This window comes from Butyricicoccus sp. (assembly GCF_050872565.1).
Lineage (GTDB): Bacteria > Bacillota > Clostridia > Oscillospirales > Butyricicoccaceae > Butyricicoccus_A.
Map to the genome: position 1 here is coordinate 1 of NZ_JBNMHC010000048.1, position 9,552 is coordinate 9,552.

At 51.9% G+C, this 9,552-nt stretch carries 9 protein-coding genes; 2 read left to right on the forward strand and 7 right to left on the reverse strand.

The window, feature by feature from the left end; all coding sequences use genetic code 11:
- On the reverse strand, positions 1 to 672 hold a 672-nt coding region (locus tag ACR0P9_RS03655; protein ID WP_432617479.1), incomplete at its 3' end, for a S1 RNA-binding domain-containing protein.
- 165 nt (positions 673 to 837) lie between these two features.
- Here ACR0P9_RS03655 and ACR0P9_RS03660 point away from each other — a divergent pair.
- Both ACR0P9_RS03660 and ACR0P9_RS03665 read left to right on the forward strand, forming a co-directional pair.
- Positions 838 to 1,038, forward strand: a complete 201-nt coding sequence (locus ACR0P9_RS03660) for a DUF951 domain-containing protein (RefSeq protein ID WP_432617480.1) — start codon at positions 838 to 840, stop codon at positions 1,036 to 1,038.
- Positions 1,039 to 1,040: 2 nt separating this feature from the next.
- The gene (locus ACR0P9_RS03665) at positions 1,041 to 1,799 is read left to right on the forward strand and encodes a nucleoside phosphorylase (RefSeq protein ID WP_432617481.1); all 759 of its coding nucleotides are present in this window, start codon (positions 1,041 to 1,043) and stop codon (positions 1,797 to 1,799) included.
- A gap of 52 nt (positions 1,800 to 1,851) precedes the next feature.
- On the opposite strand, the gene ACR0P9_RS03670 is transcribed toward ACR0P9_RS03665, so the two are convergent.
- The 6 genes from ACR0P9_RS03670 to ACR0P9_RS03695 form a co-directional block, all read right to left on the reverse strand.
- The gene (locus ACR0P9_RS03670) at positions 1,852 to 3,024 is read right to left on the reverse strand and encodes a Gfo/Idh/MocA family protein (RefSeq protein ID WP_432617482.1); all 1,173 of its coding nucleotides are present in this window, start codon (positions 3,022 to 3,024) and stop codon (positions 1,852 to 1,854) included.
- A gap of 113 nt (positions 3,025 to 3,137) precedes the next feature.
- The gene (locus ACR0P9_RS03675; RefSeq protein ID WP_432617483.1) at positions 3,138 to 4,991 is read right to left on the reverse strand and encodes an LTA synthase family protein; all 1,854 of its coding nucleotides are present in this window, start codon (positions 4,989 to 4,991) and stop codon (positions 3,138 to 3,140) included.
- A 155-nt stretch (positions 4,992 to 5,146) separates the two neighbouring features.
- A complete protein-coding gene (locus tag ACR0P9_RS03680) occupies positions 5,147 to 6,325 on the reverse strand; it encodes an LL-diaminopimelate aminotransferase (RefSeq protein ID WP_432617484.1) in 1,179 nt (392 codons plus the stop codon).
- A complete protein-coding gene (locus ACR0P9_RS03685) occupies positions 6,309 to 7,931 on the reverse strand; it encodes a CTP synthase (protein ID WP_432617485.1) in 1,623 nt (540 codons plus the stop codon). The genes ACR0P9_RS03680 and ACR0P9_RS03685 overlap by 17 nt, the downstream gene beginning before the upstream one ends.
- A complete protein-coding gene (dapF, locus tag ACR0P9_RS03690; protein WP_432617486.1) occupies positions 7,928 to 8,770 on the reverse strand; it encodes a diaminopimelate epimerase in 843 nt (280 codons plus the stop codon). Before dapF ends, ACR0P9_RS03685 begins: the two co-directional genes overlap by 4 nt.
- Positions 8,771 to 8,922: 152 nt before the next feature.
- On the reverse strand, positions 8,923 to 9,495 hold the full coding sequence (locus ACR0P9_RS03695; RefSeq protein WP_432617487.1) for an ANTAR domain-containing response regulator: 573 nt from the start codon (positions 9,493 to 9,495) through the stop codon (positions 8,923 to 8,925).
- Positions 9,496 to 9,552: the final 57 nt, after the last annotated feature.

The window sequence follows — 9,552 nt, forward strand, 5'->3', positions numbered from 1 at the left end:
ACCGGACAAATTGGGAGCCAGTTCGATGAATACCCCGTATTCTTCGACACTGCGCACAATGCCGCAGACGGTTTCTCCGGCGGCAAATTGCGCGGCATTTTCTGCCCAAGTGCCGAGCAGCTCTCGATGCGTCAGATGAATGCGTCCGGTGTCTGCATCTATGCCGGATATGACGGCGTATAGCTGTTGTCCGACTTGTACGCGGTCGGATGGGTGAAAGATACGGCTGACAGATAAGTTTTCAATGCCGATGAGAGATACCAAACCGCATCCGGCATCGACAAATGCACCAAACGGCTCTAGATGCGTCACACGCACGGGAATGATGTCACCGGGACATTTGTGCAGCAGGTAGTCCAACGCACACTGCTGGGCGCGTCTACGGGATAAATAGGCAATATCTCCTTCGATACGCAGCACTTGAAAGCATACCGGCTTGCCGACGCGCGATAGAATAGCGATTTCCCGTGTTTTTCCTGTATCAATGCCAAGAGCGCATTCTTCCCGCGGTATGATGCCGGTCATTCCGTCCAAGGGGACGATCAGATTGTGATGCACATCACAGCGGGCGGCAACCGCCTGCAAAATACTGCCGTCCTGCGCCGCGGTGCAAAGGTCTTCTCTGCGCGGCATGTCTGTCTGCAAGCGTTCCGGTGCATAGTCTGTTTGCATGAATTCCCTCCGTTCTGAACATTTTTGTTTTTCCATGGATTTGTATTGACTATATGCACAGACTGGCAAAAATATGGCTGTTCCATCGGAAATTTCTATTTGCTGACTGGTCAATGAACTATGGGTATGATATACTCGATATAGACACAAGGAGGGATACAAACGATGGATATTCGTCTTGGTGATATTTTGACGATGAAGAAAGGGCATCCCTGCGGCAGCAAGGACTGGGAGGTTTTGCGCGTCGGCATGGATTTCCGACTCAAATGCATGGGCTGTGGACATACGATTATGATTCCGCGCAGCAAAGCGGAAAAAAACATTCGTCATGTGGTTCATGCGGACGGAACAGAAGGAGAGAAATAACCATGCTCATCCACGGAAAACAGATGCACTTGCAATGCACAGCCGAGGACATCGGGCGATATGTGATTCTGCCCGGCGATCCGGGGCGGTGTGCGGTCATTGCGCAGCTTTTGGACGATGCGAGGGAAATATCCTATAACAGAGAATTTCACGTGTATACCGGCTATTTGGAGGGCGAACGGGTATCCGTGTGCTCGACAGGCATCGGCGGACCGTCAGCGGCGATTGCGCTGGAAGAATTGGTTGAATGCGGCGCAGATACGTTGATTCGCGTGGGAACCTGCGGCGGTATTGATGCGTCTGTGTGCGGCGGCGATGTGGTCGTGGCAACTGCTGCCATTCGGCAGGAAGGAACCTCACGCCAGTATCTTCCGTTGGAATATCCGGCCGCGGCAAGCTATCCGGTCGTGCGTGCACTGGCAGATGCCTGTGAGGCATTGGGGTATCGCGCACATGTCGGTGTGGTTCAGTCTAAAGATAGTTTCTATGGCGAAATTCGTCCGCAGAGCCAGCCGATTGCTGCACAGCTGCAGGACAAGTGGACGGCATGGACAGCGGCGGGCGTGCTCGCCAGTGAAATGGAGTCAGCAGCTTTGTTTACGGCTGGTGCGGCGCTGCATGTGCGCGTTGGCACGATACTCAATGTGCTGTGGAACGATGACAACGAGCAGCCGGATGTGCCAGAAGGCGCAGCGACGCGCGGCATTCGCGCAGCGATTTCTGCGCTGTGTATGTTAATTGAACAGGATAAGCAACATTAAAACATACCCGTGATGAAGTTTTTGCATCTTCATCACGGGTATGTTGCTTTCTTTATCGAACCGGAAAATCTGCTGGAAGCGGTTCCGGACGGTCAAAGGTGGTTTCAAGGATGCCGAATTGCTGCGTCTTTGCGCCGCTCAGCATCTTTTCCATCATTTCGAGGGAATGCAGTGCCATGCGGCCGCTGGCACGCTCAGGACGGTTCTCCGCGAGAGCGAGCACCATATCAATCAAGCCGATGCCGCGACTGTTCTCGGAATGACTGGTCGAGGCGAACGGGCGGGTAACCGGTATATGCTCCCAATCCTTTTTGACATCAGACCAATCGCGCGGCTGGCTGTACCAGCGGTAATTTTCTTGCGTGCGCAGGAGAATATCGCCGCCGAAGATGTTCGGACCGTCCAGCGGGTCAATATCCGGAATGCACAGCGTTCCCTTTGTGCCGTAAATCTCGATGCTCGGCAGGTTGGAATCCCACACGTCAAACGAGAAGATCGCTGTGCCGATGGCGCCGGAGGCAAACTGCATGAGTCCAGTCGTGTAGGTGTCCACTTCGACATCAATCATCTCGCCGCGGTGCGGCTCTGTGGAAATCGGACGCTGGTCAAAGGTGCGCTTGGACATGGCACAGCACGACTGTACCGGTCCGAGCAGCGACAGCAGAGCGGTGACATAGTACGGGCCAATGTCCATGAGTGGACCAGCACCTTTATGATAGTAAAATGCCGGATTCGGATGGAAGGTCTCACAGCCGTGATAAATCACAAATGCCGATGCGCCAATCACTTCACCGATCTTTCCAGAATCCAGTATATCCCGGCAGGTTTGCAGGCGTGCGCCTAAAAACGTATCCGGTGCACAACCGATGCGTAGTCCCTTGCTCTGTGCCAGTTCAACGAGTTCTTTTCCTTCCGCGTAAGTAAAAGCAAGCGGCTTTTCTGTGTAAACGTGCTTGCCGCAGGTCAGTGCCAGCTTGTTGAGCCGATAATGCGCATCGGGTGTGGTCAGATTGAGAATCAGATCCACATCTGCCTGCTCAATCAGCTCTTCTGCACAGGAATACGCGTGCGGAATGCCGTATGCATCGGCTTTTTTCTGCGCTTTTTCCAAGGTGCGTGAAGCACAGGCTTCGATGGTCACGTAATCGCTGTATTTTTTCAAATTGTCGAGATAGACGCGGCTAATATCACCGAGACCGACAACGCCAATACGCAATTTTTTCATAGAAACAAAACCTCCTTGCTGTTGTTACCTGTAGTATATCAGGCGGGCAGGAGAAAGACAAGAAAAAAGACGAATGGTTTTTTGCCATTCGTCTTTTGCTTATGTGCTGTTGGTTATTTGGAACCGCTGCCGGCACTCTTGTTTGCTTGACTGAGAATCTTGTCTGCGTTGTCAAACACGTACTGATACTGGACGATTTTGTAATCGTGCAGGTCAGAAGCTGCCATATCCAGCGGGACGTAAATACCCTTGTTGTTGATGCAGCCGGAAGAGGAGATAACCGGATACTTTTCCATCAGGCTGTATACGTATTCCTCATAGTCGCTCAGCTTGGCACCGGCAACCTTCATGGTGACAGGGCCGAGGTAGTTCGCACTGATGCGGCCGATGTTTGCATAATCCGAGGTATCAATATCATAGTTTGCCCAGATAAAGAACGGAACGGTATGCTGATCCAGCTCGATTTCCGAGGTCGTCTTGGACGAACCGCGGGTCAGATGGTTGTAGAACGAGTTCTCGATGTACGGCATGTGATCGCCGAACAGAACGATAATGGTTGGTTCATCGACCTTGCTGAAGTAGTCCACCAGATTCTTGATCTGCTTATCCGACTCTTGAATCAGAGACAGATACTGCTTGGTGTACGGATACAGAGAATCAAACTGGAAGTTGACGTTCTCCGGGAAGTTGTCGTATACCGTGTCATAACCGCAGTGATTCTGGATGGTGACGTTGAACAGGAACAGCGGATTGTCCGATTTTTCCTTGTTCTGGTTGTACAGATCAATGACCTTGTTAAACGAAGACTCATCGCTGACATAGCGGCGCAGATACTTGGTCGTTGCATCGTCAAACGAGTCGATGTCCAAGAACTTATCAAAGCCCATCAGCGGGTAAGCCTTATTTCGTGCCCAGCCGGAGCCGTAGTACGGGTGCAGGCCGATGGTGTTGTAACCCTGTTGCTTGAGAACAGAAGCCATAGATTCTGTATTGTTGTGCACGTACTGAAGCATCGGGTAGCTGCCGGACTTGAAGAAGGCATAGGAATTGCTGGTCAGGAACTCATATTCCGAATTACAGGTGCCGCCGCCAAAAGCAGGAACGACCAACTGACCGGTAATGGTGTTCGGCTGACCGCTCAGCGAGTGTACAAACGGCATAACATCGTCGGTGTTTTCCAGACCCAGATCGCCCAAGATGGACAGATCAGAAAATGTCTCGTCCATTACAGCGATGATGTTCGGCTGGACATCGTTTGCCGATGCGGTCTCATCCTCCTTAGAGACAGAGGACAGGATAGTAGATGCATTTTCCTTGGAGTAATCCGACGGAGCTTCAACAAACAGAGCATCCATATTGATGGCAAAGTTGAGCGCCATACCATTTTTGCGGTTGGCGGTTACCTGACGCCATGCGCTGATATAGAAGTTGCCGCTGCCGACAGAAGCGAACAGAACAAAGCCGGTCAGCATGACTGCGGACAGACCAAAGCTTCCGGCGCGGGTGCGCAGCTTCTGCTTCGGGAAATGCATAAACTTGATGGTGATTGCCCACCAGATCAGGCAAGCAATGGAACAAATGATGATTTCAAGCGGAATCGTCCACTGGAAACCGTTCAGAGCTTCGGCTGCCGTACCCACGGCATACAAGTCCCAAGGAACAATCGGTTCGTTTCGGATTTGTATGGAATAGTGGTTGCAGATGCCAAAGACTAAAAAGACAAAATTGAGAAAGACAATCGTAAAACGGGGGCGTCCAGTGATGGCACGGAACAGAAGGAAAATACCATAATAGAACAGAATATTTGCCCAGAATGCCAGCTGATTCGGCCAGAGGCATTTGCTGTCTGATCCGCCATACTCAAGAATTTCTACCACAATGAATGTCGCAAGCGGCGACAACAGGAAGAAAATGTTTGAGAAGTTGGACGCGAGGAACTGCTTACACAAACTTAACTTATTTTTCATTCAAAAAGCGCCTCCATTGGACTTAAAACAGGCTTATTATACCGTTCAGGCATAAAAAAGTCAAGGGATGCCAAAATGTTACGAAAGGCATCCCTTGTGAAATTGTATAATTTCAGAAAAATTTCGTTAGATAAACGTTAAATCCGTTGAAAAGTTCAAGAAAGCAGCTTTTTGATGCGTGCAACTGCTTCAATGGTGTTCTCGCGGTCGCCAAAAGCAGTCAGACGGAAAAAGTTTTTGCCGTTTTCACCAAAGCCTGCGCCCGGTGTGCCAACAACATTGGCATTTTCCAGCAGGTAATCAAAGAATTCCCAGGACTCCATACCGTTCGGGCACTTGAGCCAGATGTACGGGGAGTTCTTGCCGCCGGTATACCAGATACCCAGCTCGTCCATTGCCTCAGCGAGGATGCGAGCGTTTTCACGGTAGTAGTCCAGATGCTCCTGTACCTGCTTGACGCCCTCTTCGGAGAAGATAGCAGCAGCGCCGCGCTGTACAATGTAAGCAACGCCGTTGAACTTAGTGGTCTGGCGACGCAGCCACATCTTGTTCAGGTTCATGCCTTCACGCTCCAGCTGTACCGGAACGATGGTGTAGCCGCAACGGGTGCCGGTAAAGCCTGCAGTCTTGGAGAAGGAGCAGAACTCAATCGCACAATCCTTTGCGCCCTCGATTTCATAGATAGAACGCGGCAGATCCTCGGATACGAAGCACTCGTAAGCAGCATCGTACAGGATGATCGCATCATTTGCCAGCGCGTAATCTACCCAAGCCTTCAGACCTGCACGGTCGTAAGCAGCACCGGTCGGGTTGTTCGGGGAGCACAGATAGATGATGTCAGCCTTGACGGACGGATCCGGCAGCGGCAGGAAGCCGTTGGACTCGTTGGCGTTCATGTAAGCGATCTTGCGGCCGCCCATCACGTTGGTGTCCACATATACCGGATATACCGGATCCGGAACCAGAACAGTGTTGTCCTTGTCGAACAGATCCAGAATGTTGCCGACATCAGACTTTGCGCCGTCGGATACGAAAATCTCATCCAGCTCCAGCTTGGTGTCGCGCATACCGTAGTATGCCTGAATGGATTCCTTTAGGAAATCATAACCCTGCTCCGGACCATAGCCGCGGAAGGTCTCCTGCTTGCTCTGCTCATCGACAGCTGCGTGCATAGCGTCGATAGCAACCTGCGGCAGCGGCAGAGTGACATCGCCGATGCCCAGACGGATAACCTTCTTGTCCGGATGTGCTGCGGTGTAGTCCGCAACCTTCTTCGCAACAGTGGAGAACAGATAGCTCTGCGCAATGTTGGAGAAATTATGATTCATTTTCATGTGTTTCAAAACTCCTTTTCTTTGATGCTGCAATAAATGCCTTGAACAGCGGGTGAGCGCGGTTCGGGCGAGACTTGAATTCCGGATGGAACTGTACGCCGACATAGAACGGATGCTCTGGAATCTCCACCGTTTCAACGAGCTCGCCGGACGGGGAAGTACCGGAGATAATCATGCCGGCATCTTCAATTTCAGCACGGAATGCATTGTTAAATTCGTAGCGGTGACGATGGCGTTCGGAAATCTGTTCCTGCTGATACGCTTCTGCCATCTTGGTGCCCGGACGAATTTGACACGGATAAGCGCCCAGACGCATGGTGCCGCCCTTCTTGGAAACGCCATGCTGGCTTTCCATCAGGTCAATGACGCGGTGCTGGCTTTCCGGAGCAAATTCGCCGGAATCGGCATCGGCGTAGCCGAGTACATTGCGGGCGTAAGAGATAACAGCGATCTGCATACCCAGACAAATGCCAAAGTACGGAATGTTGCGGACACGGCAGAAGTTTGCTGCACAAATCATGCCTTCGATGCCGCGGTGGCCAAAGCCGCCCGGCAGAATGACGCCGTCACAGCCGGATAACAGCTTGTCTACGGTCGAATCGTTGATTTCTTCGGAATCAACCCAATCAATATTGACTTCGACACCATTTTCAAAGCCGCCGTGCTGCAATGCTTCTGCCACAGACAGATAGGCATCGTGCAGACGAACGTATTTGCCAACCAGAGCAATCTTGACAGAGCCCTTGCGGCTGTCAATGCGGTCGATCATCTCGTACCATTCGCTCATGTCGCCCTTGCCGCAGCCCAGTGCCAGCTCGCGGCAGACAATGTCACAGAAGTGGCTCTGCTCCAGCATCAGCGGTGCCTGGTACAGAATCGGCATCGTGCGGTTTTCGATGACGCAGTCCGGCTGGACATTGCAGAACATCGAAATCTTATGACGAATATCGTCAGTGAGCGGCTGGTCAACACGGCAGACAATCATATCCGGCTGGATGCCCAGACCGCGCAGCTCCTTGACAGAGTGCTGGGTCGGCTTGGACTTCGGCTCATCAGAACCCGAGATAAACGGAACCAGCGTGACATGAATGAACAGGCAGTTGCGGCGACCGACTTCCGTCGAAACCTGACGAATGGCTTCAAGGAACGGCTGGGATTCAATATCGCCGGTGGTGCCGCCGATTTCCGTGATGACAACGTCGGCATTGGTCTTTTTGCCAACTGAGTAAATAAACGACTTGATCTCATCGGTAATGTGCGGGATAACCTGTACGGTTTCGCCCAGATAATCGCCGCGGCGTTCCTTGTTCAGGACATTCCAATAGACCTTACCGGTGGTCAGATTGGAATACTTGTTCAGATCTTCATCGATAAAACGCTCGTAATGGCCGAGATCCAGATCGGTTTCCGCACCGTCTTCGGTGACATACACTTCGCCGTGCTGGAACGGGCTCATCGTGCCCGGGTCAACGTTGATATACGGATCCAGCTTCTGTGCGGCGATCTTGAGACCGCGGGACTTGAGCAGGCGGCCGAGCGATGCCGCGGTGATGCCTTTGCCAAGGCCGGAAACAACGCCGCCGGTTACAAAGATATACTTTGTCATAATTCTATACTCCCTTCAAATACGGTAGTAGCAGGGCCGGTGAGGTATACTGCTTCATCCGTGTAGCGGATCTTCAAATCGCCGCCGATCAGATGAATCGTAATGTCCTCGCCCTTCGGGCAGTATCCGTTGAGTACCGAAGCGACTGCTGCCGCACAAGCGCCGGTGCCGCAGGCGAGTGTCTCGCCGCTGCCGCGTTCCCAAACACGCATTTGCAAGGTGTGGTCGTCAATCACGCGGATAAACTCCGTGTTGATGCGCTCCGGGAACATCTCGTGGTTCTCGAAGGACGGACCAATTTTCGGCAGATCAAGCGTATTGACGTCCTGATCTACAAAGACGATGCAGTGCGGGTTTCCCATCGACACGCAGGTGACGGCGTATTCTGTGCCATCTACTGTGAGCGGAACAGAAACAGCGGTGTCGCCTGTGTACTTGGTCGGGATTTCCGACGGCTTGAGGATGGCTTTGCCCATGTCCACGCGGACAGAGGTAATCTTGCCGTCTTCCTCGGTCATCTTCAAAATTTTGATGCCGCTGAGCGTTTCCAGTGTCATCTCCGGCTTGGAAATCAAGCCGTGCTCATACATATACTTGCCAATGCAGCGGGTTGCGTTGCCGCACATCTTTCCTTCGCTGCCGTCTGCGTTGAACATCCGCATTTTTGCGTCTGCCACATCGGACGGACAAATCAGGACGATGCCGTCGCCGCCGATACCAAAATGGCGGTCGGAAAGACGGATAGAGAGGGCTTCCGGATCTGCGACTTCCTGCTCAAAGCAGTTGAAATAGATGTAATCATTGCCGCAGCCGTGCATTTTCGTGAACTTCAACTTCATGCGTGTCATCCTCATCTCAAATCTAATTATGGAATTCCGCACATTTCGTGCGTCATGTACATTCAGATTTCATTATAACCCGATTATATCCGCATTGCAAGGGTGCATTGCGATAACTTTCAAAAGAAACCAGCGGCCCTGCTGGTAATTTGTCAATCAAATGAACGAATGATCTCCTCTGCGATGTCGCGTTTAGATTGTCGATAGTCCATCGCTTTTTTCTCGATGTACGAATGGGCTTCGTCCTCGCTCATGTGTTTTTCTGCAATGAGCAGGCATTTTGCCCGGCTGACAATGCGCAGATCCTCCAATCGCTGGCGCAGCTGGCGGTTTTCTTTTTGCAGCGCGTAAATGCGCTGACGGACAGAATTCACCAGATGCAGCGATTGATAAAACACAGCGCGGGAGATCGGTTTTGTCACGACGACCACGCCGTCTGGCTCCACGCGTTCGGAGACAGAGTTGGCGAGATCCGCCTTGACCAGCATCAGCACACCGGATAGGGTGTTCTGACAGGCATACGATGCAAATTCATGACCAAATTCATCGGTCAAAGGCGCATTGATGATGATGAGATCCACATTGTTTTCAATGAGCCTGCGTCGAGCTTCGTTGCAGGAGGCGGCGGCAAGGATGCGCTCCGGATGCCAACCGCTGCTGTGAATCAGATCAATCAACATGTCCGCACTTTTTTTGGATGCGGTTACGAGTAAGACATTTTCCAATTCAGACACCTCCCTGTAACTGATATACGATACAATTTGCGGAGGATGTCATTAGTA

Bases quoted from the DNA above. Each gene is read 5' to 3' on its own strand.
- ACR0P9_RS03665 (WP_432617481.1), top strand. From the start codon at position 1,041: ATGCTCATCCACGGAAAACAGATGCACTTGCAATGCACAGCCGAGGAC.
- ACR0P9_RS03680 (WP_432617484.1), bottom strand. From the start codon at position 6,325: ATGAAAATGAATCATAATTTCTCCAACATTGCGCAGAGCTATCTGTTC.
- ACR0P9_RS03685 (WP_432617485.1), bottom strand. From the start codon at position 7,931: ATGACAAAGTATATCTTTGTAACCGGCGGCGTTGTTTCCGGCCTTGGC.
- ACR0P9_RS03675 (WP_432617483.1), bottom strand. From the start codon at position 4,991: ATGAAAAATAAGTTAAGTTTGTGTAAGCAGTTCCTCGCGTCCAACTTC.
- ACR0P9_RS03670 (WP_432617482.1), bottom strand. From the start codon at position 3,024: ATGAAAAAATTGCGTATTGGCGTTGTCGGTCTCGGTGATATTAGCCGC.
- dapF (WP_432617486.1), bottom strand. From the start codon at position 8,770: ATGAAGTTGAAGTTCACGAAAATGCACGGCTGCGGCAATGATTACATC.
- ACR0P9_RS03660 (WP_432617480.1), top strand. From the start codon at position 838: ATGGATATTCGTCTTGGTGATATTTTGACGATGAAGAAAGGGCATCCC.